This window comes from Pseudomonas sp. E45-MNA-CIBAN-0222 (assembly GCF_040310405.1).
GTDB lineage: Bacteria > Pseudomonadota > Gammaproteobacteria > Pseudomonadales > Pseudomonadaceae > Stutzerimonas > Stutzerimonas stutzeri_AC.
The window spans coordinates 190,677-213,254 of record NZ_JBEOPU010000008.1 but is presented as its reverse complement, the minus strand read 5'-3'; the positions used below and the strand labels follow the sequence as shown (position 1 = coordinate 213,254).

The following is a 22,578-nucleotide window of genomic DNA, read 5'->3' as shown; positions in this document are numbered from 1 at the left end:
TTGAAGCTGGTGGACCTTAGCCGACCCGGTAGTTCGGCGCTTCCTTGGTGATCTGCACGTCATGCACGTGCGACTCGGCCATGCCGGCACCGGTGATACGCACGAACTGCGGCTTGCTGCGCATCTCGTCGACGGTAGCACTGCCGGTATAGCCCATGGATGCACGCAGACCGCCCATCAGCTGGTGGATGATCGCGGCCAGCGAGCCCTTGTACGGTACGCGGCCTTCGATGCCTTCGGGGACCAGCTTCTCGGCACCGGCGGCGGAGTCCTGGAAGTAACGATCCGAGGAGCCCTGTGCCTGGGACATGGCACCCAGCGAGCCCATGCCGCGGTAAGCCTTGTAGGAACGGCCCTGGAACAGCTCGATTTCGCCCGGGGCTTCTTCGGTACCGGCGAACATCGAGCCCATCATCACGGCGTTGGCGCCTGCAACGATGGCCTTGGACAGGTCACCGGAGAAGCGGATACCACCGTCGGCGATCATCGGCACGCCGGTGCCTTCCAGTGCGGCGGATACGTTGGCGATGGCGGAGATCTGCGGCACGCCGACACCGGCGACGATGCGCGTGGTGCAGATCGAGCCCGGGCCGATACCGACCTTGACCGCATCGGCGCCGGCCTTGACCAGGTCCAGCGCAGCTTCGGCAGTGGCGATGTTGCCGCCGATCACCTGCACCTGCGGGAAGTTCTCCTTCACCCAACGCACGCGATCGATCACGCCACGGGAATGGCCGTGGGCGGTGTCCACCACCACCACATCGACACCGGCAGCAGCCAGTGCTTCGACGCGATCACCGGTATCGGCGCCGGTACCGACCGCTGCGCCAACGCGCAGACGCCCCTGGCTGTCCTTGGAGGCCAGCGGGTAGGTCTTGGCTTTCTCGATGTCGCGGAAGGTGACCAGGCCGCGCAGGTGGAAATTGCCGTCTACCACGAGCATCTTCTCGATGCGGTGCTTGTAGAGCTCAGTCTTGATTTCTTCCAGGGCGGTGCCTTCGAGCACGGTGACCAGCTTGTCCTTGGGCGTCATGATCGCTGCGACGGAGTCGCCGGCATTGGGTGTGAAGCGCAGGTCTCGACCGGTGACGATGCCGACCAGCTCCTTGCCGGACACTACCGGAAAGCCGGAGAAGCCCAGTTCATGCGCCTTGCGCAGCAGCTCGCTGATCTTGGTCTCCGGCGTGACGGTGACCGGATCGTGAACGATGGCGGTCTCGTGACGCTTGACCTTGCGCACCTCGGCAGCCTGCTGCTCGATGCTCATGTTCTTGTGGATGATGCCGATGCCGCCTTCCTGAGCCATGGCAATGGCCAGGCGCGCTTCGGTGACGGTGTCCATGGCCGCGGAAACCAGCGGAATGTTCAGCTCGATTTCGCGGGTCAGACGGGTCTTCAGGCTGACATCCTTCGGCAGAACCTCGGAATATCCCGGGATCAGGAGAACATCATCGAAAGTCAGGGCTTCTTGGCTGATACGCAGCATGGCGGGGGCTCCCAGGCGGGAAAAAGGAAGCGCGGCATTATACCCACGGACCCCTCCTCGCTCAATGCGGATGTGCGGGGCTTCGCGCTCGACTAAAAGCGCAGCCCTCAGAAAATGACCGACCGGTCACAGTCGATCGATCACCAGAGCCACCTTAAAACCCAGGCGGTCGGCGAATTCATCGAGAAACGACTGACGCAAGCCCGCCTCGCCCCAGCCGTTGAAGATAAAGCCAAGATTGGAAAAGCCGCACGCCGGAATGAACAAGAAGCCGTTGATGTCGTCTTCGAAGCCACATTCCGGGCAGGTGAAGTTGTCGGTCTGCCGAGGCATCCATTCGTCGAGACTCTCGAACAACGCTTCTCCGATCTCGCGACGACATTCAGGGCAGCCTGCCTCCTCGGCAAAATCTCGTGTCGGCGTGTAGATGCAGCGTTTGGTCACCACCTCAAGGCCGTTGATGGCCTCGCCAAAGGGCAAGCGTTCCGGATGCTGCACGACACTGCGCGCGCCGGAAGCGATGGCGTAGCCCATGCCGCCTACACCGCGACCGCAGGTGGTTGGCAGCGCCTCGACGATGCGCCGCTCGGCCAGCCAGCGCAGAATCATCCGCGCCTTGGCTTCGTGCGCCGGGAACGTGGAAATGCGCGGCACGATGATCGCTTGACTGTGGCTCATGGCGGCTCGGAACGGGAGATGAAGAAAGGCCGCGCAGCTTAGCGCCACCCGTTGGCCGGTCAAGGCCCGCTGGACGGAGGCGAAGCAGATTCGGTTTCCGCCTGGCCGCGCCCGGCTTATCATCGCCGCCATGCTCAAAGATCCCTTCCAGCGTCTGAATCTCGATCGCGAAGTGCTGACCGTCAGTCAGCTCAACGGTCGCGCCCGCCTGTTGCTCGAGGACGTGTTCGCCCAGGTCTGGGTCGAAGGCGAGATTTCCAACCTCGCCCGCCCGGCTTCCGGCCACATCTATTTCACCCTCAAGGACAAGAACGCCCAGGTGCGCTGTGCGCTGTTCCGGCAGAACGCGGCGCGGGTTCGCCAGGCACTGCGCGACGGCCTGGCGGTGAGGGTACGCGGCAAGGTTTCGCTGTTCGAGGGACGCGGCGACTACCAGCTGATTCTCGACACGCTGGAGCCGGCCGGCGACGGCGCTTTGCGCCTAGCCTTCGAGGCACTGAAGGAAAAGCTCAGCACCGAAGGCCTGTTCGCTGCCGAACGCAAGGCTGCCCTGCCCGCCCACCCGCGGCGCATCGGCATCGTCAGCTCGCCGACCGGCGCGGTCATTCGCGACATCATTTCGGTGTTCAAGCGCCGCGCACCTCAAGTCGAGCTGACGCTGATCCCCACCGCCGTGCAAGGTCGCGAAGCCACCGGACAGATCGTCCGCGCACTGCAGCTAGCCGATGCCCAGGGCTTCGATGCGCTGATTCTGGCCCGCGGCGGCGGTTCGCTGGAGGACCTATGGTGCTTCAATGAAGAAGCGGTGGCGCGCGCGGTGGATGCCTGTGTCACGCCGATTGTCAGCGCCGTGGGCCACGAAACCGATGTCTCGATCGCCGACTTCGTCGCGGACGTTCGCGCGCCGACGCCATCGGCTGCCGCCGAACTGCTGGCACCGAGCAGCGCCGACCTGCAACACCGGCTGAGCGGGCTGCAACAGCGCCTGGTATTGCGCATACGCGACCGCCTGCACCGTGACGCCATGCGCCTGGAAAGTCTGACTCGCCGCCTGCGCCACCCCGGCGAACGCCTACAACAGCAGGCCCAGCGCATCGACGACCTCGAGCAGCGCCTGCTACGCGCCGTCGACCGACGCCTGTGCAGCGGGCAGGAGCGTGTGGCACGCCTGGAAACCCGACTCGCCGCGCAACATCCGGGGCGCACCCTCAACCTGTTGCGTCAGCGCCTCGAGCATCTGTCCTCGCGCCTACCACGGGCAATGCAGGGCAACCTGAAGGGGCGACGCCAGCACCTGCAAGGCCTCGCCCAGACACTAAACGTGGTGAGTCCGCTGGCCACGCTCAGCCGCGGCTACAGTATTCTGCTCGACGAGCGCGGCCAGGCGATCCGCAGCGCCAGCCAGACCCAGCCTGGCCAGCGGCTGAAAGCCAGGCTCGGTGAAGGGGAACTGGAGGTCAGGGTGGAAGACAATCATCTGGAGCCGATCACACTGCCGCTGCTATAAAGCGGGCGCTGTAGTTGGGCGTGTGGAGCAATAAGCCTGCGCGTAGTGCCCCCCCTTCTATTGCAGCCCGAAAGCTTCGCCTCGAGGGCGTGCCGCCCACGAGACAGCTGAGATGCGCCCAACTATCTGAGTTCAAAGGGTACCCACGACGGTCGGCACGCCGACCAGCAAGAGGCGACATCGACGCCCGCCGCGCAACGAGGCAGGCCGGCACCACTGACCTGCCTCTTTCTCTCTGCCGATGTTTACGCGAGGATGGGCCGTTTCTATTAGCGGATCCATCCATGTCACGTTTCCTCGCCCTGCTGCTCTGCCTCACGCTTGCCCTACCCACCCACGCCGAAGGCTTCATCACCCGTCTGCTGAACAAGCCCGTACCTGGCGGCGTTGCCGTGATCGAGCTAGGTGACGGCGCTACCGCACCGCAGGCTCGCTATCAGGGCAAGCCGACGTTGGTGGTGCGCGAGGATGGCAAGCGCTGGATCACTATCGTCGGTATCCCGCTGTCGGCGAAGCCGGGCCAGCAACAACTGGAGGTCGACGGCCGTCCCCAGACCTTCCAGGTCGAAAGCCGCGAGTACCGTGCGCAGCACATCACCCTGAAGAATCAGCGCCAAGTCAATCCGAACCCGGCAGACCTCAAGCGCATCGAGCGTGAGCTGGACGAACAGAACCGCGCCTACCGCCAGTTCAGCACCAATCAGCCGAGCAACCTGCTATTCGATCGCCCGGTCAACGGCCCGCTATCTTCGCCGTTCGGCCTGCGTCGTTTCTTCAACGGCGAGGAGCGCAATCCGCACTCAGGGCTGGATTTCGCCGCAAAGACCGGCACTCCGATCAAGGCACCGGCAGCGGGCAAGGTCATACTGACCGGCGACTATTTCTTCAACGGCAAGACAGTCTTCGTCGACCATGGCCAGGGGTTGATCAGCATGTTCTGCCATCTTTCCGAGATCGGTGTGAAAGTCGGCGACCAGCTGGCACGGGGTCAGGTGCTCGGCAAAGTCGGGGCAACCGGGCGTGCCACTGGCCCCCACTTGCACTGGAACGTAAGCCTTAACGACGCGCGAGTCGACCCGGCCATCTTCATCGGCGCGTACAAGCCTTGAACACATCAAGAGGAACGACAGCGATGCGCATCAAAGCGACGGACTCCACCCTGCTGATCATCGACATCCAGGAACGCCTGTTCCCGGCCATCCTCGACAATGAAGCCATGGCCGAGCACACCGCCTGGCTGCAGCAGGTGGCCCAGCGAGTCGGCGTACCGGTGCTGCTGACCGAGCAGTACAGCAAGGGACTCGGCCCAACGATCGCCGCCCTGCGCAATGGGGTGGATGAAGCGGCCATTGTCGAGAAGCTGCATTTCTCCGCGGCAGGCGACGGCGAGCTGTTCCAACGCGCTGGTGGCGAACGCCGGCAGTTCATCATCTGCGGCTGCGAGACTCACGTGTGCGTGCTGCAAACCGTGCTCGAGCTGCGCGAGCGCGGCAACGAGGTCTTCGTCGTGGAAGAAGCCGTCAGCTCGCGGCGGGCCAGCGACAAGGCGCTGGCCTTGGAGCGCATGCGCCAGGCCGGCGCGGTGATCGTCTCGCGGGAGATGGTCGCTTTCGAATGGATGGAACGCGCCGGGACCGAGATGTTCAAGAGCATCAGCCGCGAATTCATCCGCTGAGCAAAGCCGCCACATGAACAACCGAGCCGCGACCGGCGCACTTTTGCCAAGGTCGCGCCCGAACATATTGGATGGAGTAGATCATGTCTGACGATCTGGCCGGCTGGCTGGACTGGCTCAGAGCCCACCCTGAACTGCAGACGCTGCTCGCCAGCGCCACGCTGATATTCGCCGCCTGGCTGTCCAACTGGGTTGTCAAACGCATCCTGGTGCGTGGCCTTTACCGCCTGCTGCAACACACCCGCGAGAACAAGCTGCAGGATTTCGGCGTCATCAAGCGCCTGTCGAACATCGTCCCGGCACTGGTGCTGTCGATCGGCGTGACGACCGTGCCGGGTCTGCCGAAAGCCGCGGTAACCGTGGTGCAGAATGTCTGCGGCGGCTTCATCGTGCTGACCATCGCACTGGCCCTGGGCGCGGTGCTGGACATCATCAACCTGATCTACCAGCGCCGGCCGGATGCGCGCCTGCACCCGATCAAGGGCTATCTGCAGGTGGTGAAGATCGTCGTCTATGCCATCGCGACGATCCTGATCATCGCCACGCTGATCGACCGCTCGCCGCTGATCCTGCTATCCGGCCTTGGCGCCATGGCGGCGGTGCTGATGCTGATCTTCCAGGACACCCTGCTCTCACTGGTGGCCAGCGTGCAGATCACCTCCAACGACCTGATCCGCGTCGGTGACTGGGTAGAGATGCCGCAGCTAAACGCCGATGGCGACGTGATCGATATAGCCCTGCACACGGTCAAGATCCAGAACTGGGACAAGACCATCACCAGCATTCCCACCAAACGCTTCATTTCCGACTCGTTCAAGAACTGGCGCGGAATGCAGGAAAGCGGCGGCCGACGCATCAAGCGCAGTCTGTATCTGGATCAGCAGAGCGTGCATTTTCTGAGCGAGGACGAGTGCAAGCATCTGCACCGCTTCAACCTGCTGGACGAATACCTCACCAACAAGCGCCATGAGATCGACGAATGGAATGCCAAGCTCGAAGAGCGTGGCAAAGAGCCGGTGAACACCCGGCGTATCACCAATATCGGCAGCTTCCGTGCTTACGTCGAACGCTACCTGCGCAGCCACGGCGGCATCCATCAGAACATGACGCTGATCGTACGGCAGCTGAGCCCGACCGCGGACGGCCTGCCACTGGAGATCTACTGCTTCACCAACACAGTGGCGTGGACGCAATACGAGGCGATCCAGTCGGACATTTTCGACCATCTGCTGGCGATCCTGCCGGAATTCGGTCTGCGCGTGTTCCAGCACCCAAGCGGGGCCGACATGCGCAACTGGGGCGAGTCGCTAGGGCAGCGTGGCGCACCGGCACTTCCGCCTGCGGAAGAACAGCCAGTCGTGCGCGATCGTGAAGAAAGTACGTCAACGATAGCTGAGCAGAGGTAGGCAATGATCGGCGCGCAAGCAGCGTTTTGCGAGCCGACGACTCGAACCGAGTCATAACGCAGCGTCGCCAACCCGGGGGCTTCACAGAGCCCTAATCGTAGGTTGGCGCTGAGGCACGAAGCAGCTGGTGAAGCTTTGAGCACTGCCCATGCGTCGTCCCTGACGCCAGCGCCGCGAGCCGCTCCAGCACGCCCCGCGCCTCAGCGCCAACCTACGTCCGGAGCGAGGCGAACCCTCGCTCCTTTATCGCCGTTGTCTCGTTAGAAGCTCATGTCGACCCGCGCCCAGTAGGTGCGGCCCGGTTCGTTGACTCGGCTGGTGGGCTCAAGGCCGTAATCGGCGAAGCCCGCACTGCCGGCTAGATTGAGATGCTCGCTGTAGGCCTTGTCCAGCAGGTTGTCGACGCCCGCACTGAGCTTTAAGTTCTTGTTCAGCCGGTAGGCGCCGTTGACCGCCAGCACGCCGAAACCAGCGCTCTCGTCGAAGTCCTTGCCGACCACCGTGCCCTGGTTCTCTGCGACCCTTCCCTGCGAGGCAACCACGCGCCAGAGGCCACTGGTGCTCCAGTTGTCGCGCTCGTAGGTCAGCCCCAGGCGCGCTTCCAGTGGCGGAATCTGTGGCATGGCGCGATCATCGCTGCGGTTCTTGCCCCAGGCGTAGGCCAGGCTCGCATCACCCTTCCAGTTGCTGGTGAAACGGTAGCTTGCGCCCATCTCGGCACCGGCGATGGTGGCGTCGATATTGCTGACCTCGGCACGGAGCATGCCGGGCATCACGCCAGGCACATAGCTGAACAGGATGTAGTCCTCGACCAGGCCGGCATAGGCGGAAACCCAGGCCTCCAGTGGTCCTTTTGCGTATTGCAGGCCGACATCCAGCTGGGTGGTCTTTTCCGGCCGCACCGAATCGAAGGGTTGCACCGTGCCCACCGGGCCGGGATTGGAGACGAACAGCTCCCAGTAGTCGGGAAAGCGCTGCGCGTGGCCGAGACCTGCGTACCAGGTCGCCGGCAGGCTGACGAGCTCCTCCTCAAAGCGCACGAAGCCGCTGTAGAGCGTGTCGCGACGGGTTTCGCCCTGGGTCGGGTTGTCCCAATCCTGACTGACCGGCATACCCATCATGTTTTTCAGGGTCGGGTGATGGCTGCGGAAGAAATCGCGCTCGTCTGTCGCCTCATGCAGGTCCAGACGCAGGCCAGTGATGAGCTTCTCACGCTCACTGAGCTGCCACGTCAGTTCGCCGAAGATGCCATAGCTATGCAGCATTGCGTCCGGCACCCAGGGCAGCGCGTCGCTTCCCGCGGCCGCAACCATCTGGTTGACGTGCAGGTTCGGGTCCATGACCTTGCGATGCTCGCTGCGCTGCGCATCGACACCAGCCTTCAGTTCGGCATCAGCCCACTGCCAGGTGCCCACCAGGCGGCCGCCCAGCGTGCGGCGATCAACGCGCGACAAGGTCCGCTGGGTCATCATCGAAGTCGGCACGAAGTCGCGCAGGCTGTAGTTGTCCATGATGTGGTCGGCGTAGTTGTAGTAGACCTGCGCCTCCAGGCCGTAGAAGGTCTCGCCCAGATTGGTCTTTTCGAAGCGCAGCCCCAGGCTTTCGCGCTGGAACTGGCTACCGTCCATGCCGCGCCCGGCATAACGCGCGTAACCGTCACCACGGCCGGCGGTCAGCTCGACCAGGGTGTCCGCATCCGGCGTCCAGCCCAGCGCCACGTCGGTGTTCCACTTGTCGTAACGCGACGGCACGGTGTTGCCATTGCCATCGGCGTAATCGTCGGCCTGGGAGCTGTTGGCCATCAGCCGTGCGTAGCCCTGGCTGTTGCCGGCGGCCGCATCCAGGTTGCGATCGAAGCGGCCGTTGGAGGCAGTCAACAGGCTGCCGTTGATGCGGTAATCCGGCTCGGTGAACTGCTCCGGCTCGCGCTCGAAGAGCACGGTGGCAGCCGAAGCGCCTGGCCCCCAGAGCACGCTCTGCGGCCCTTTGATGACCGTCAGCTTGTCGAAGGTATCCGGGCTGATGTACGAGCTCGGCGAATCCATGCGATTCGGGCAGGCACCGAGCATTTCGCCGCCGTTGGAGAGCAGTTTCAGGCGCGAACCGAACATGCCGCGGAACACCGGATCGCCATTGACGCCGCCGTTACGCACGGCAGAGAAGCCGGGAATGGTCTTCAGGTAGTCGGCACCATCGCTGGCCGGCATCGGCTGGCGTGGGATCTTGGGGTCGGTAACGACCGTCAGCGGGGATTGCTGGCCGACGCCGGTAATGACCATCGGCGCCAGTTCGACGGCATCGGCGTGCGCCGCATGAACGGAGTGGTCGGTTTCGGCCGCCAGTGCACTGCCGGCGAGCATCCCCAGCAGCGCGGCATGGGCGAACTGCCAACGCAGACGGGACGGTTGAATCGAAAAACGCTCAGACAGGCGCGCAGGCGCCGTACAGCCATGAGTAATGCTGGACATAAGAACTTCCACTTCTGCATGTGATTAGGCCGCAACGAGGCGGCCGATTACGGTCAGCAGTGGAGATGCGGTGGAGCGCGGGGGTGGCCGCTGCTGCGGCGAGACGCAGGAGCCTGCGGCTGTTCGGGAAGTGGGTGGAAGTAGGCCGGCGCGTGGCGCGGCAGCACCAGATCGACGGACAGGTTGAGCGGCGGGTTGACCGTCAACAACTCGCAATAGCCGCAAAGCTCGAGCGCTGCTAGCCACGCAGGCTCGCCTGCACGCGCCTGGCCGTGATGACCGTGGGCAGCGGGCTCATGCTCGGCATGGTGATGGTGCTGCGCATTGGCCTGGGCGGCCTGGACGGCGGAGTACAACGGGCCGACATGAATCATCAGCATGGCGAACAGGCCAAGCCAGATGCTCATTGTCGAAAGCCGTTTGCGTGTCACTGGCGTGTCCTTCGTGACATGACCCTATGGAGTGGCTGGATGATCGCACAGCCTTTTCGCCCCGGCCGCTGCGACATGAGGCCGCAACAGAGCCGCGCAATCAAGCTTTGATTTTCATAACCAAGCCAGCACCAATCACCAATAAGCACCACTTACAGCAATAAAACATCAATTTTTTATCATCCCTTGCAATGCATAACCACGAAGCACTAGCTTTGCACCATAAACCAATGCTCGTAGTGGGCAGACATGTTGCTAGCTCAAGGATTGCCTGGGGAAAAACCATGACCATGCTCAAGAACCCTTCGAAAAAATACCGCGCCTTTCGGGCCATCGATATTCCGGATCGCACCTGGCCGTCCAAGTCGATCACCCAGGCACCGATCTGGCTGAGCTCGGATCTGCGCGATGGCAACCAGTCGCTGATCGAGCCGATGGATGCCGCGAAGAAGATGCGTTTCTTCAAGACCTTGGTTCAGGTCGGCATCAAGGAAATCGAGGTCGGCTTCCCCTCTGCTTCGCAGACCGACTTCGACTTCGTCCGCGAGCTGATCGAAGGCGGCCACATCCCCGACGACGTAACTATCCAGGTGCTGACCCAGGCGCGCGAAGACTTGATCACCCGCACCTTCGAGTCGCTGAAAGGCGCCAGGCAGGCCATCGTCCACTACTACAACGCCACCGCTCCGAGCTTCCGCCGCATCGTCTTCAATCAGGACAAGGCCGGCGTGGTGAACATCGCGGTCAACGCAGCAAAGATCATCAAGCGCCTGGCCGCACAGAATCCGGAAACCGCCTGGCGTTTCGAGTACTCGCCGGAGATCTTCAGCTCCACCGAGCCGGAATTCGCGGTCGAGGTATGCAACGCCGTGATCGAGGTGTTCCAGCCGACACCCGAGCAGAAGCTGATCCTTAACCTGCCGGCCACGGTCGAAGCCGCCACACCCAATATCTACGCCGACCAGATCGAGTGGTTCTGCCGTCATGTCGACCGCCGCGACAGCGTGCTGGTGAGCCTGCACACCCATAACGACCGGGGCACCGGCGTGGCCGCCACCGAGCTGGGCCTGATGGCCGGCGCCGATCGCGTCGAAGGCTGCCTGTTCGGCAACGGCGAGCGTACCGGCAACGTCGACCTGGTCACCGTGGCGCTGAACATGTACACCCAGGGCGTCGACCCGCAACTGGACTTCTCCGACATCGACGCCGTGCGCAAGGTGGTCGAGGAATGCAACCAGTTGCCGGTGCACCCACGTCATCCCTATGTCGGTGATCTGGTGCATACCGCGTTCTCCGGCTCGCACCAGGATGCGATCCGCAAGGGCTTTTCCCAGCAGGATCAGGAGGGCGTCTGGGAGGTGCCGTATCTGCCGATCGACCCGGCCGACATCGGCCGCAGCTACGAGGCGGTGATTCGCGTCAACAGCCAGTCCGGCAAGGGCGGCATCACCTTCCTGCTCGAGCAGGAGTACGGCATCAGCCTGCCGCGGCGCATGCAGATCGAGTTCAGCCAAGTGGTGCAGAAGGAAACCGACCGCCTCGGCCTGGAAATGAGCGCAAAGCAGATCTATGCGCTGCTGGAAGCCGAGTACCTGCAAGCCACCGCGCCCTACACGCTCAAGGGCCATCGCCTGCAGGAAGAGAACGGCACCAGCGCGGTGGATGTGGAAGTCGCGACCAATGGTGAGGTTGCCCACTGGCGCGGCATCGGCAAGGGGCCGCTGGAAGCGCTGGTAGCCGCGTTGCCGGTCAAACTGGAGATCATGGACTACCACGAGCACTCCATCGGCGCCGGCAGCAACGCCAAGGCCGCCGCGTACATCGAGGTACGCCTGGACGGCGAGCGCCCTCTGCACGGCATCGGCATTGACGAGAACATCACCACTGCCAGCATCCGCGCGCTGTTCAGCGCCATGAACCGGGCCTTGCGTGAGGCGCAGGAGCAGGCCGCCTGACCCCCTGCGGCGAAGCCCATCGGGCTCGCCATTCCTGAGCGCCACGCCGGCAAGCTCGTCCCGCCGGCGCCATCACTGATGGCGCCGGCACCTTGCTACAGCACCGCCACGCGTCGCCGGTCGCGACCAGCAGCGGTGAACGACTGAACTGTTCGCCTCCCAATACCCTCCCAACTCAGCCAGCCAAGCCCCGGCAATTCGGCAGAAACACGTCAGCCATCGGCAGGATTGTGCAAACGCTCCTGTTTCCGCTGCCGTTAGGCTTGGCCTCTGCAAATCCCGAACGAACAAAGGAGCCGTCATGAGCAACAGCATCGGTTACGCCGCCCTCGACCCGAGCGCCCCACTTGCCCCCTACTCATTTTCGCGCCGCGAAGTTGGGCCTAACGACGTACAGATCGAGATTCTCTTCTGCGGCGTCTGCCATTCGGACCTGCATACCGCACGCAACGAGTGGAACAACACCCTGTATCCCTCGGTGCCCGGCCACGAGATCGTCGGCCGCATAAGCGCCGTCGGCGCGAACGTCAGCAAGTTCAAGGCGGGCGATATTGCCGGCGTTGGCTGCCTGGTCGACAGCTGCCGCACTTGCTCGTCTTGTGGCGAGGGGCTGGAGCAATATTGCGAGAACGGCTTCGTCGGCACTTACAACGGTCCAGCCTTCGGCGGTGGCGAGAACACCCTCGGCGGCTATTCGGACAACATCGTGGTGGATGAAAAGTACGTGCTGCGCATCAACCACACTGACAACCTCGCCGCAGTCGCGCCGCTGCTTTGCGCGGGTATCACCACCTACTCGCCGCTGCGCCAGTGGAAGGTCGGCCCGGGGCAGAAGGTCGGTGTAGTCGGCCTCGGCGGGCTCGGCCATATGGCGGTGAAGATCGCCAACGCCATGGGGGCGAAGGTCGTGCTGTTCACCACCTCGCCAGACAAGCGGGAAGATGCCTTGCGTCTTGGCGCGTCCGAAGTGGTGGTATCGAAGAACAAGGACGAGATGGCGGCTCACGCCAACAGCTTCGACTTCATCCTCAACACCGTTGCCGCGCCGCACAACCTCGATGCGTTCGTGAATCTCCTCAAGCGCGACGCCACCATGACGCTGGTCGGCGCACCGGCTTCGCCGCATCCGTCTCCCAGCGTGTTCGGTCTGATCTTCAAGCGCCGCCGCATCGCCGGCTCGCTGATCGGCGGCATCGCCGAAACCCAGGAGATGCTCGACTTCTGCGCCGAGCACGGCATCGTCTCGGACATCGAGATGATCCGCATGCAGGACATCAACGAAGCCTACGAGCGCATGCTCAAGAGCGACGTGAAGTACCGCTTCGTCATCGACATGGCCACCCTGAAGGCGGCCTGATCGTTCGGCTGGCAAGCCTGCGGGCGCGCCAGCCCTTCCCTCTTTGTTGCGCAGCCGCTAAGGTCGCCCGCCTTCGTCATGGAGGCGGCATGCGCTATCTGATCTTCGTCACCCTGCTCTGGGCCTTTTCCTTCAACCTGATCGGCGTCTACCTGGCCGGCCAGGTGGACAGCTATTTCGCCGTGCTGACGCGGGTGATTCTCGCCGGTCTGGTGTTCCTGCCGCTGACCCGCTGGCGCGGTGTGGCGCCCGGCTTCATCGCCGGCGTGACCCTGGTCGGCGCGCTGCAATTCGGCGTCACCTACCTGTGCCTGTACATGAGCTTCAACGTGCTGACGGTCGCCGAGGTGCTGCTGTTCACCGTGCTCACTCCGCTGCACGTGACGCTGATCGACGACGCGCTCAACCGTCGCTTCAACCCCTGGGCGCTGGTCGCGGCAGCCGTCGCGGTGTTCGGCGCCGGGCTCATCCGTTACGACGGCGTCTCCGGCGACTTTCTCGGCGGCTTCCTGCTCATGCAGCTGGCCAACTTCACCTTCGCCGCCGGCCAGGTGTTCTACAAGCATCTGACGCAGCGTTACCCCTCCGATGTGCCATTGCACCGTCGCTTCGGCTACTTCTTCCTCGGCGCACTGCTGATCGTGCTGCCGGCCTGGCTGCTGTTCGGTAACGCCGAGAAACTGCCGACCACGACGACGCAATGGGCGGTGCTGATCTGGATGGGTGTACTGGCCACGGCTATCGGCCAGTTCTGTTGGAACAAGGGCGCGACGCTGGTCGATGCCGGCACCCTGGCGGTGATGAACAACATGGCGGTGCCGGTGGGTCTGGTGCTCAATCTACTGTTCTGGGGCACTACGACCAACCTGATACTGCTAGCGGTCGGCGGCGCAATCATTCTCGCCTCCCTGCAGATCAATCAACTGGGTCAGATGAAGGCCTGATGACATCAGGCAAACCATTGTTTTTTATGACTTTTAATTAACTGACAGGTAAGATGCCGGCCCGCGCATGGATGCGACACTCGTTCAGTTGTCGAGAATTCCATGCGTCGCCTCAGTCTCTTCCTGCTTGCCCTGTTCTGCTGCACCATTACTTATGCCGATGCTCCTCGCACCTTCCGTGAAGCGAAGAAGGTCGCCTGGACGCTTTATGCCGACCGACCGGTGGACTTCTACTGCGGCTGCAGCTTCAAGGGCAATCGCATCGACCTGCGCAGCTGCGGCTACGTCCCGCGCAAGCAGCCCAAGCGCGCAGAACGGGTCGAGTGGGAACACATCGTTCCGGCCTGGGTCATCGGCCATCAGCGTCAGTGCTGGCAACAGGGCGGGCGCAAGCAGTGCACCGCCAAGGACCCCGTTTTCAGCCTGGCCGAAGCCGATCTGCACAACCTGGTCCCGGTGGTCGGCGAGGTAAACGGTGACCGCAGCAACTTCGGTTTCGGCATGCTTAGCGAAAAGCCCAGCCAGTACGGCGCCTGCCCCTTCGTGGTGAACTTCAAACAGCGCACGGCTATGCCGCCCGAGTACAGCCGCGGCGCCATCGCCCGCACCTATCTGTACATGAGCGAGCGCTACAAGCTGCGCCTGTCGAAGCAAGACCAGCGCCTGTACGACATCTGGAACCGCCAGCACCCGGTCAGCGAATGGGAGCGCACGCGCAACCAGCGCATCGCCTGCGTGCAGGGCAACGCCAATACCTATGTCGGTGAAGTCGATCTGCGGCGCTGCAATCGCTCGATCTCCCGCTCGGCAACGGCAGCCGGCCGCCAGGGCTGAAACACCACTCGCCTGCGTCCGGTTGCAGGCCGTCTGGCTCCCCGGCATGCTGCCGGCTGGATCGATCACGACGGCTAACCCGATGCAGGACAAAACGCTCTATTCAACGCTGGGATTGGTTGTGCTGCTGGCGCTGGCTTGCTCCGCGATTGCTCCGTATGACCGTGCCACCTGGCTGCTGGAAGTCGCTCCGGTACTGATTGCTGCGCCCCTGCTACTGTGGAGCCACCAGCGCCTGCCGCTGACGCGACTGCTCTACGTGGTGATCGCCGTTCATGCGCTGATCCTGATCCTCGGCGGCACCTACACCTACGCGCGAGTCCCGCCGGGGTTCTGGGTGCAGGAGTGGTTCGACCTCAGCCGCAATCCATACGACAAACTGGGGCATTTCATTCAGGGCGTGACACCTGCCCTGCTCGCTCGGGAGATCCTGCTACGCCTGCGTTTCATTGCACCTGGGAGAATGCTGGGCTTTCTCGCAGTCTGCGTCGCGCTGGCGTTCAGCGCGTTCTATGAGCTGATCGAGTGGTGGGTGGCACTCATTGCCGGACAAGGCGCAGAGGACTTTCTCGGAACCCAGGGCGATCCATGGGATACCCAATCGGACATGTTCATGGCACTGCTTGGAGCGCTCTGGTCCGTCGCCCTGCTGGCGAGGGTACAGGATGGTCAGATCACACGCATGAGCCGTCCGGACAAGGCGGAGTAGCGCGATGTTCTATCGTGTTGGCGCGGACGCCGTGTTGCTCCTGCACCTCGGTTTCATTCTCTTCGTGCTGTTTGGCGGCTTGCTGGTCGCGTGGAAACGCGGCTTTGTACTGCTGCACATTCCGGCGATCGTCTGGGGCGTGTTCGTCGAACTGACCGGACGCCCCTGCCCGTTGACGTACTGGGAAAATCTGCTGCGACACCTGGCGGGCGACGCGGGCTACCGGGCCGGTTTCATCGAGCACTATCTGCTGCCACTGATCTATCCGGCCTGGCTGAGCACTCCGGTTCAGTACGTGCTGGCTGCCGTCGTAGTGCTGGTCAACCTGCTCATCTACGGCTGGCTGCTGTGGCGCCGGCGGCGCAATGCCGTCACTCACGAGTCGGTCAGAAAGTAGCCGAGGCGCCTTCGGCGTCGCACTTTCACATCGGGTTACAAGCTGCCAATACTCGGCCAAAGCGTCTATCGACGGGTCTTTGCGGGTGCGTTTCGACATCTTGCGCATCGTCCGTAGCCCTGCGCCGAGAACCTTGTGGCGGTGGCCGGGTCGGGACATTAACGCCCCAGCCAAGCCGAACGGGGCTGGAACTCGCCTAGGGGATAATTCATGTCACTCGCGTTCGCTCGCTGTCCCGCTTTACTCATCGCGCTGCCTTTTCTAATCGCCACGCTGACTGTCGCCCATGCGCAGGACGCGCCAGAGCTCGACGTGCCTTATGTGCCAACGCCGGACCGTGTGGTCGCCCGGATGCTTGAGATGGCCAACGTGAAGGCCGGCGATACCGTCATCGATCTCGGCTCCGGCGACGGGCGCATCGCCATCGCCGCCGTCCGTGATCGCGGCGCCGACTCGGCCGTGGGTATCGACCTGGACCCCGAACGGGTAGAGGAAGCCGAGGCCAATGCGAAATCGGCTGGCGTAACCGACAAGGTCAGCTTTGAACAGGGCGACTTGTTCAAGAAGGACATTTCCGAGGCGACGGTGCTGACCATGTACTTGCTGCCCCGTTTGAACATGCGCCTGCGCCCGGTCATCCTCGACACGCTGAAGCCCGGCACGCGGGTAGTGTCCCACGCGTTCGGCATGGACGACTGGACAGCCGACCGCACGGACTATATCGGCGGCAGCTATGTCTACCTGTGGATCGTTCCGGCAAAGGTCGAGGGTCGCTGGGAGGTCGAGACGCCTGACGGGCGCTTCATCCTCGATCTGCAGCAGCAGTTTCAGCAGGTACTCGGGGTCGCCAGCTCCGGTGGTTTACAGAACGCCGTGAGCGGCAGCATCGAAGGGGACGTGATCCACTTCGACGTCGGTGGCAAGCAATACGCCGGAAAGGTCGAAGGTGATCGCATCAGCGCGCTGAAAGGCGAAGGCTCAGCGGCTGGTTGGAGCGCGCGGCGCAGCTGAGCATGGACGCTCGCGCAGATACCCGGCACGCAACCGGGCTTTCCGTTCTCGACGGGGTCGCCGTGCTGGTGGGCGTCGTGGTCGGCGTGGGAATCTTCGGCTTTCCACCACTGGTTGCCCAGCATGCCGACAGCTCAGCGACTTACATCGTCTTGTGGCTGGCCGGCGGCGTGCTGATGCTGGTTGGCGCGCTCTGTTATGCGGAGCTTGGCGCAAGTTGCCCGAGCGAAGGCGGCGAGTACCACTACTTATGTCTGGCCTGGGGGAACAGGCTAGGGCTGATGTTCGCCTGGGCACGCGGCACCGTTATCCAGACCGGCGCCATTGCGGTCGTCGCATTCATCTACGGTGATTACGCACAGCGACTCCTGCCCTTGGGTGATCATGGAGGCGCGTTGCATGCGGCCTTCTCCGTGGTCCTGCTGACCACACTCAACGTGCTCGGCACCCGTCAATCCAAACGCATCCAGGTGGTCCTTAGCGGCCTGACGCTGCTCGCTCTCACCACGCTGATGTTCGCCGGCCTGCTCGCACCTGAACAGACCAAGCCAGAGCCGGTGATCGAACCCATCGATGGAGGGATCGGTATGCTGGGAATGGGCATGGTCTTCGTGCTGCTTACTTACGGCGGGTGGAACGAAACAGCCTACTTGTCCGGAGAGCTGCGCGATCCGGGACGCAACATGAGCAGGGTTCTGCTTCTCGGCACCGTCGTCGTGACCCTGCTCTACCTGCTCAGCAACATCGCGCTGCTTCAGATCTTCGGCCTGCAGGCGCTGCGCCAGTCGGATGCGATCGGCGCCGATTTGCTGGAAGTTGTTACCGGGAGCTGGGCCGCACAGGGTTTGAGCCTACTGATCTGCCTCACCGCGCTGAGCACAATTAACGCGACCATTCTTACCGGTGCCCGGGTGTATTACGCACTGGGGCGCGATGTCCCACGGCTTGGGATGCTGGGCGCTTGGAACGAGCGCGGCTCGACACCCGTTCGCGCGCTTCTGGTTCAGGCTGCCATTACGCTGCTGCTGATCCTGTTCGGCGCGTTAAGCCAGAGCGGCGTGCAGGCCATGGTCGCCTATACCGCCCCGGTCTTCTGGTTCTTCATGTGCATAACGGCGCTGTCGCTGCCGCGCTTGCGCAAACTGCAGCCAGATGCTCCACGCCCATTCAAGGTGCCGTTCTACCCCGCGCTGCCGCTGATCTTCGCCGCCAGCTGCCTGGCATTGTTCATCTCAAGCACCTTGTACGCTGGCGCAGGCGCGCTGCTCGGGCTCCTGGTCCTGGCGTCCGGGCTCCCGCTATTGCTGATGCGCGGCACTACACCCGCCGCGCAAACCCGACCCTGAGCCACTACGGCTTCAGCTCGAACTCATCGCAGTCGTGATAAGCCGGAAAGCGCTCGCGAAAGGTCGCCAAGTCGCGCGAGCGCAACGTGCAGCGCAGTACCGTGTCTCGATCTTCGCCGTTCAGCAGCGTATCGCCCTTGAAGTCGAGTATCTGGCTGTCGCCGCTGTAGGGATAGCCCTTGCCGTCTTCGCCGACCCGGTTGACCGCTGCGACATAGCAAAGATTCTCGATAGCCCGCGCCGGCAGCAGGCGGTTCCAGGCGTCGCGGCGCGCAGCAGGCCAATTGGCGGTGTAAAGCAGCAGGTCGGTGCCGTGTGGATCGCGGCTCCACACCGGGAAGCGCAAGTCGTAACAGATCAGGGGGCGCACGCGCCAACCGTTCACCTCGAACAGCGCCTGCTGCTGCCCGGGAGTGTAGTGCTTGTGCTCGCCGGCCATGCGGAACAAATGGCGCTTGTCGTAATGCAGCACCTCACCATCGGGGCGCGCCCAGAGCAGGCGGTTGCGATGGCTGCCATCGGCCGCCTCGATGATCACACTGCCGGTAACTACTGCGTCCAGCCCCGCAGCCTGAGCGCGCAGCCAGGCATAGGTCGGCCCCTCTTCCGGCTCAGCCAGCGCCGCCGAATCCATGGAAAAACCGGTGGTGAACATCTCCGGCAGCACCACCAGGTCCGCGCCGCGGGCCTGATCCAGCAAGGTGGCGAAGCGTTCGTGGTTGGCGGCAGCGTCCTGCCATATCAGGCTGGTCTGCACCAGCGCGAGTTCGAGGTCGGGCAGATTGTTCAGATCGCGCATAGTCGTTCCGCCGCTTGACGCAGCGTCTCCTCTCGTTTGGCAAAGCAGAAGCGCACCAGCCGCAGATCGGCCGGCGGGTTCTGGTAGAAAACCGATATTGGAATGCTCGCAACGCCATGTTCACGGGTCAGCCATTCAGCCATGGCTACATCGTCGAGATCAGGCCGGATCGCCGAATAATCGGCCAGCTGGAAATAGGTCCCGGCAGCCCGGGTGAAACGTAAACGCGAGCCTGCAAGCAGCTCGCAGAACAGATCGCGCTTGGCCTGGTAGAACGCCGGCAACTCACTGATGTGCTCGGGATGCTCGGCCATGAAGTCCGCCAGCGCCCACTGCAGCGGCGTAACCCCTGTGAAGCTGACATATTGGTGCACCTTGCGCAGCTCACTGCTGAGCGCCGGCGGCGCCACGACGTACCCGGTTTTCCAGCCGGTGACGTGGTAGGTCTTGCCGAAGGAGCTGATGACGAACGCACGCTGATACAGCTCATCGTGACGCAGCACGCTGGCATGCTCGCGCCCGTCGAATACCAGATGCTCGTACACCTCATCGCTGAGCAGATAGATGTCACGCTCGCGAATCAGTGCTGCCAGGCGATCGAGATCACCCGCATCGATCAATGCACCGCTGGGGTTGTGCGGTGTATTCAGCACGATCATCCGTGTGCGCGGCGTAATGGCGTCGGCCAGGCGCTGCCAGTCGATATGGAAATCCGGCAGGCTCAGTTGCTGATGAATGCAGACGCCGCCAGCCAGCTGCACCGACGGCTCGTAACTGTCGTAACAGGGATCGAAGACGATGACCTCGTCGCCCGGGCAGATCACCGCCTGAATCGCACAGAAGATCGCCTGGGTAGCACCCGGGGTTATCGTGACCTCGGTGGCGGCATCCACTTTTCGTCCGTACAGCCCGGCGACCTTCACCGCGACCTGCTCGCGCAGGGCCGGCAATCCGGTCATCGGTGCATACTGGTTGTGTCCCGCCATGACATGGCGGGCCAGTGCCTCGCGCAGCGCATCGGGGCCATCGAAATCGGGAAAGCCCTGGGAGAGATTCAGCGCACCCGTGTCCGCCGCCAGCTGGGACATGGTGGTGAAGATGGTCGTGCCAACGTTGGGCAGTTTACTGATGAGCATGTCAGCCTTCCGACAAGCCTGCCGCATGGAGGGTTCGGCAGGAAGGCAAACAGGATAGCCGATGACGACTGCGCGATACGAGACCGCCACAGCGGCCCCCGCTGGGCTGCTACAGTTGCAATCATCAGGCATCACTTGCATCGATCATAAGGAATCCCCCATGCCGAGCCATTCCGTCAGCGCCTTGTGGGGCGACCTGCGCACCCAGGCGAATCACGCTCTGGAAACGGAGCCGACGCTGGCTACGTTTTTTCGCCAGGCCATCCTTGAGCATTCCGACTTCGGCAGTGCGCTGGCGTACCGCATTGGCCATGCGCTCGCGGAAAGTGCCGAGCAGAGCCATTCGCTTGCCGATCGCTTCGTCGGCGTCCACCACCATGCCGCACAGCTTGCCGACTCAGCGTGCCGCGACCTTCAAGCGATCGTCAGCCGTGACCCAGCGTTCGACACGGCGCTGGAAGTCTTCCTCTTCTCCAAAGGCTTTCTGGCGCTGCAGGCCTATCGCGTCGGCCACGACCTGCAAGCCCGGGGCGAGCGTCTGCTGGCGATGTTCATCCAGGCGCGCTGCAACGAACGTCTGGGTATCGATATCAACCCGGCGAGCCGAATTGGCAGCGGCATCATGCTCGACCACGGTACCGGCATCGTCATCGGCGAAACCGCGGTAGTGGGCGATGACGTCTCGATCCTGCAGGGCGTGACTCTGGGTGGTACCGGCAAGGAAGGCGGCGATCGTCATCCGAAGGTGCGCAGCGGCGTGATGATCGGCGCGGGCGCGAAGATTCTCGGGAACATCGAAATCGGCGAGGGTGCCAAGGTGGGCGCTGGCAGCATCGTGCTGCACGCCGTTGCACCACACACAACGGTGGTCGGCAATCCGGCCCGTCAGGTCGGTACGCCGCGCCACGCACGACCGGCCCTGGATATGGACCAGTCGTTCGACGGAGATCGCTGAGCCGTCAGCGCTTGTCGCGGCGCTTCTTCTCGGCCTTCTTGTGGTGCGACATGAGACGGCGCTTCTTGTTGACCTGGCGGTCGGTCAGGGTGTTCTTCTTGCCCTCGAAGGGGTTCTCGCCGCCCTTGTACTCGATACGGATGGGCGTACCGACCAGCTTCAGCACACGCCGGTAGGTATTTTCCAGATAACGGGTGTAGGACTTGGGAATCGAGTCGACCTGGTTGCCATGGATCACGATCAGCGGCGGGTTGGCGCCACCCAGGTGTGCGTAACGAAGCTTGATCCGGCGACTGGCAACCATGGGCGGCGCATGCTCGCGAACCGCATCTTCAAGGATCTGTGTCAGACGGCTGGTAGGCCATCGCGTCACGGCCGAAGTGAACGAAGCCTGCACGGACTTGTACAGATTGCCGACGCCGGTGCCATGCTTGGCAGAGATGAAGTGGATGTCGGCGAACTCGACGAAGAACAACCGGCGCTCCAGCTCGGTCTTCACGTAGTCGCGCTCACTCGGTTCCATGCCGTCCCACTTGTTCAGTGCGATGACCAGCGCCCGACCACTTTCCAGCACGAAGCCGAGCAGGTTCAGATCATGCTCGACCACGCCTTCGCGGGCATCCATGACGAAAATCACGACATTGGAGTCCTGGATCGCCTGCAGCGTCTTGACCACCGAAAACTTTTCGACGGCCTCGAAAATCTTGCCGCGGCGGCGCACACCGGCCGTGTCGATCAGCGTGTACTTCTCGTCGTCACGTTCGAAGGGAATGTAGATGCTGTCACGGGTTGTACCAGCCTGGTCATAAACGATGACCCGCTCCTCGCCAAGCATGCGATTGACCAGCGTCGACTTACCCACATTGGGCCGGCCGATGATCGCGATCTTGATGCCATCTTTTTCGCTCGGTCCGGGGATGCGCTTGAGCTCTTCGCCTTCGGCAACCGTCTCGCCTTCTTCACCCTCGCCTTCGGCAACTTCGGCGTTGTCCTTGGGAAACACGCCGAGCGCCTGCTCGAGCATATGGGTGATACCACGGCCATGGGCGGCGGCGATCGGCAGGGCGTCGCCCAGGCCCAGCGGGCTGAATTCCGCTCGGGCGATATCCGGATCGATGCTGTCGACCTTGTTCGCCACCAGGAAGTGGCGCTTGTTCATCTTGCGCAGGTGCTCGGCGATCATCTGATCGCCGGGCGTCATGCCGGCGCGCGCGTCGACCATGAACATCACCGCATCGGCCTCTTGCATGGCTTGCAGAGACTGCTCGGCCATCTTGGCGTCGATGCCCTCCTCATCGCCGGTCAGACCGCCGGTATCGATGACGATGTAGGTGCGGCCCTGCCATTTGGCCTCGCCGTACTGGCGATCTCGGGTCAGACCGGCGTATTCGGCCACGATGGCGTCGCGGCTCTTGGTCAGACGATTGAACAGGGTGGACTTGCCGACGTTCGGGCGGCCCACCAGGGCGATTACGGGAACCATA

At 63.1% G+C, this 22,578-nt stretch carries 20 protein-coding genes; 13 read left to right on the top strand and 7 right to left on the bottom strand.

The genetic code is table 11. The features are described 5' to 3' along the window. Positions 1 to 16: 16 nt before the first annotated feature. The gene (gene guaB / locus AAEZ08_RS14165) at positions 17 to 1,486 is read right to left on the bottom strand and encodes an IMP dehydrogenase (RefSeq protein ID WP_102823181.1); all 1,470 of its coding nucleotides are present in this window, start codon (positions 1,484 to 1,486) and stop codon (positions 17 to 19) included. Positions 1,487 to 1,612: 126 nt separating this feature from the next. Beyond that, complete coding sequence (locus AAEZ08_RS14160) at positions 1,613 to 2,164, bottom strand: hypothetical protein (RefSeq protein WP_036991946.1); 552 nt, start codon at positions 2,162 to 2,164, stop codon at positions 1,613 to 1,615. A 130-nt stretch (positions 2,165 to 2,294) separates the two neighbouring features. On the opposite strand from AAEZ08_RS14160, the gene xseA reads away from it, so the two are divergent. The 4 genes from xseA to AAEZ08_RS14140 all read left to right on the top strand — a co-directional run bounded on the left by xseA (position 2,295) and on the right by AAEZ08_RS14140 (position 6,752). Continuing rightward, complete coding sequence (gene xseA, locus AAEZ08_RS14155) at positions 2,295 to 3,671, top strand: exodeoxyribonuclease VII large subunit (RefSeq protein WP_500124575.1); 1,377 nt, start codon at positions 2,295 to 2,297, stop codon at positions 3,669 to 3,671. A 284-nt stretch (positions 3,672 to 3,955) separates the two neighbouring features. Continuing rightward, entirely contained in the window at positions 3,956 to 4,780 is an 825-nt protein-coding gene (locus AAEZ08_RS14150; RefSeq protein ID WP_500124574.1) for a peptidoglycan DD-metalloendopeptidase family protein, read from the top strand. A 23-nt stretch (positions 4,781 to 4,803) separates the two neighbouring features. Further along, complete coding sequence (locus tag AAEZ08_RS14145) at positions 4,804 to 5,346, top strand: hydrolase (protein WP_500124573.1); 543 nt, start codon at positions 4,804 to 4,806, stop codon at positions 5,344 to 5,346. 83 nt (positions 5,347 to 5,429) lie between these two features. After that, positions 5,430 to 6,752 (top strand): mechanosensitive ion channel family protein, encoded by a 1,323-nt coding sequence (locus AAEZ08_RS14140; protein ID WP_500124572.1) that lies wholly within the window; start codon positions 5,430 to 5,432, stop codon positions 6,750 to 6,752. Positions 6,753 to 7,012: 260 nt separating this feature from the next. On the opposite strand, the gene AAEZ08_RS14135 is transcribed toward AAEZ08_RS14140, so the two are convergent. Both AAEZ08_RS14135 and AAEZ08_RS14130 read right to left on the bottom strand, forming a co-directional pair. Further along, complete coding sequence (locus AAEZ08_RS14135; RefSeq protein WP_500124571.1) at positions 7,013 to 9,220, bottom strand: TonB-dependent copper receptor; 2,208 nt, start codon at positions 9,218 to 9,220, stop codon at positions 7,013 to 7,015. A gap of 53 nt (positions 9,221 to 9,273) precedes the next feature. Continuing rightward, entirely contained in the window at positions 9,274 to 9,627 is a 354-nt protein-coding gene (locus AAEZ08_RS14130) for a DUF2946 domain-containing protein (protein WP_058065275.1), read from the bottom strand. Positions 9,628 to 9,935: 308 nt separating this feature from the next. Here AAEZ08_RS14130 and leuA point away from each other — a divergent pair, with 308 nt between their 5' ends. From leuA to AAEZ08_RS14090, 8 genes are all read left to right on the top strand, one after another. Next, positions 9,936 to 11,606 (top strand): 2-isopropylmalate synthase, encoded by a 1,671-nt coding sequence (gene leuA, locus AAEZ08_RS14125; RefSeq protein WP_500124570.1) that lies wholly within the window; start codon positions 9,936 to 9,938, stop codon positions 11,604 to 11,606. Between the two features lie 301 nt (positions 11,607 to 11,907). After that, positions 11,908 to 12,963, top strand: a complete 1,056-nt coding sequence (locus AAEZ08_RS14120) for an NAD(P)-dependent alcohol dehydrogenase (RefSeq protein WP_427703215.1) — start codon at positions 11,908 to 11,910, stop codon at positions 12,961 to 12,963. 89 nt (positions 12,964 to 13,052) lie between these two features. Next, on the top strand, positions 13,053 to 13,907 hold the full coding sequence (locus AAEZ08_RS14115) for a carboxylate/amino acid/amine transporter (RefSeq protein ID WP_058065273.1): 855 nt from the start codon (positions 13,053 to 13,055) through the stop codon (positions 13,905 to 13,907). Positions 13,908 to 14,009: 102 nt separating this feature from the next. Next, positions 14,010 to 14,741 carry an endonuclease gene (locus AAEZ08_RS14110; protein WP_003284632.1) on the top strand — a complete coding sequence of 244 codons (732 nt, stop codon included), beginning with the start codon at positions 14,010 to 14,012 and terminating at the stop codon, positions 14,739 to 14,741. Positions 14,742 to 14,787: 46 nt separating this feature from the next. Continuing rightward, on the top strand, positions 14,788 to 15,450 hold the full coding sequence (locus tag AAEZ08_RS14105) for a DUF2238 domain-containing protein (RefSeq protein WP_500124569.1): 663 nt from the start codon (positions 14,788 to 14,790) through the stop codon (positions 15,448 to 15,450). Positions 15,451 to 15,454: 4 nt separating this feature from the next. Further along, entirely contained in the window at positions 15,455 to 15,847 is a 393-nt protein-coding gene (locus AAEZ08_RS14100) for a DUF2784 domain-containing protein (RefSeq protein ID WP_003284636.1), read from the top strand. A gap of 210 nt (positions 15,848 to 16,057) precedes the next feature. Beyond that, on the top strand, positions 16,058 to 16,858 hold the full coding sequence (locus AAEZ08_RS14095; RefSeq protein ID WP_003284637.1) for a methyltransferase domain-containing protein: 801 nt from the start codon (positions 16,058 to 16,060) through the stop codon (positions 16,856 to 16,858). 2 nt (positions 16,859 to 16,860) lie between these two features. Beyond that, positions 16,861 to 18,204 carry an APC family permease gene (locus AAEZ08_RS14090; protein ID WP_036991961.1) on the top strand — a complete coding sequence of 448 codons (1,344 nt, stop codon included), beginning with the start codon at positions 16,861 to 16,863 and terminating at the stop codon, positions 18,202 to 18,204. Between the two features lie 4 nt (positions 18,205 to 18,208). On the opposite strand, the gene AAEZ08_RS14085 is transcribed toward AAEZ08_RS14090, so the two are convergent. Then, positions 18,209 to 19,003, bottom strand: a complete 795-nt coding sequence (locus AAEZ08_RS14085) for an amidohydrolase (protein WP_003284639.1) — start codon at positions 19,001 to 19,003, stop codon at positions 18,209 to 18,211. Then, positions 18,991 to 20,139, bottom strand: coding sequence for a pyridoxal phosphate-dependent aminotransferase (locus tag AAEZ08_RS14080; protein WP_003284640.1), 1,149 nt, complete (start codon positions 20,137 to 20,139; stop codon positions 18,991 to 18,993). The genes AAEZ08_RS14085 and AAEZ08_RS14080 overlap by 13 nt, the downstream gene beginning before the upstream one ends. A gap of 160 nt (positions 20,140 to 20,299) precedes the next feature. Between AAEZ08_RS14080 and cysE the strand changes: the two genes are divergently transcribed. Next, positions 20,300 to 21,094: a serine O-acetyltransferase gene (cysE, locus tag AAEZ08_RS14075; RefSeq protein ID WP_003284641.1), complete on the top strand. Its 795-nt coding sequence runs from the start codon at positions 20,300 to 20,302 to the stop codon at positions 21,092 to 21,094. A 4-nt stretch (positions 21,095 to 21,098) separates the two neighbouring features. Here cysE and der read toward each other — a convergent pair whose 3' ends face one another. Beyond that, complete coding sequence (der, locus tag AAEZ08_RS14070; RefSeq protein ID WP_003284642.1) at positions 21,099 to 22,577, bottom strand: ribosome biogenesis GTPase Der; 1,479 nt, start codon at positions 22,575 to 22,577, stop codon at positions 21,099 to 21,101. Between the last annotated feature and the right edge of the window lies 1 nt (position 22,578).